Origin of the sequence: Lelliottia nimipressuralis (genome assembly GCF_004115925.1) — a bacterium.
In the GTDB taxonomy this organism is placed as follows: domain Bacteria; phylum Pseudomonadota; class Gammaproteobacteria; order Enterobacterales; family Enterobacteriaceae; genus Enterobacter; species Enterobacter nimipressuralis.
Genome location: NZ_SDDX01000016.1, coordinates 1 through 913, shown reverse-complemented (window position 1 = coordinate 913; position 913 = coordinate 1). Strand labels below are relative to the sequence as shown.

General features: G+C 52.8%; 1 rRNA gene. It reads right to left on the bottom strand.

The window, feature by feature from the left end:
* Positions 1–913 (bottom strand): 23S ribosomal RNA (locus ETG88_RS13860); the annotation flags it as partial.

The window sequence follows — 913 nt, the reverse complement described above, 5'->3', positions numbered from 1 at the left end:
GTCGCTGCCGCAGCTTCGGTGCATGGTTTAGCCCCGTTACATCTTCCGCGCAGGCCGACTCGACCAGTGAGCTATTACGCTTTCTTTAAATGATGGCTGCTTCTAAGCCAACATCCTGGCTGTCTGTGCCTTCCCACATCGTTTCCCACTTAACCATGACTTTGGGACCTTAGCTGGCGGTCTGGGTTGTTTCCCTCTTCACGACGGACGTTAGCACCCGCCGTGTGTCTCCCGTGATAACATTCTTCGGTATTCGTAGTTTGCATCGGGTTGGTAAGCCGGGATGGCCCCCTAGCCGAAACAGTGCTCTACCCCCGAAGATGAGTTCACGAGGCGCTACCTAAATAGCTTTCGGGGAGAACCAGCTATCTCCCGGTTTGATTGGCCTTTCACCCCCAGCCACAAGTCATCCGCTAATTTTTCAACATTAGTCGGTTCGGTCCTCCAGTTAGTGTTACCCAACCTTCAACCTGCCCATGGCTAGATCACCGGGTTTCGGGTCTATACCCTGCAACTTAACGCCCAGTTAAGACTCGGTTTCCCTTCGGCTCCCCTATACGGTTAACCTTGCTACAGAATATAAGTCGCTGACCCATTATACAAAAGGTACGCAGTCACCCCATAAAAGAGGCTCCCACTGCTTGTACGTACACGGTTTCAGGTTCTTTTTCACTCCCCTCGCCGGGGTTCTTTTCGCCTTTCCCTCACGGTACTGGTTCACTATCGGTCAGTCAGGAGTATTTAGCCTTGGAGGATGGTCCCCCCATATTCAGACAGGATACCACGTGTCCCGCCCTACTCTTCGAGTTCACAACGTGTGCATTTTTGTGTACGGGACTTTCACCCTGTATCGTGCGACTTTCCAGACGCTTCCACTAACACACGCGCTGATTCAGACTCTGGGCTCCTCCCC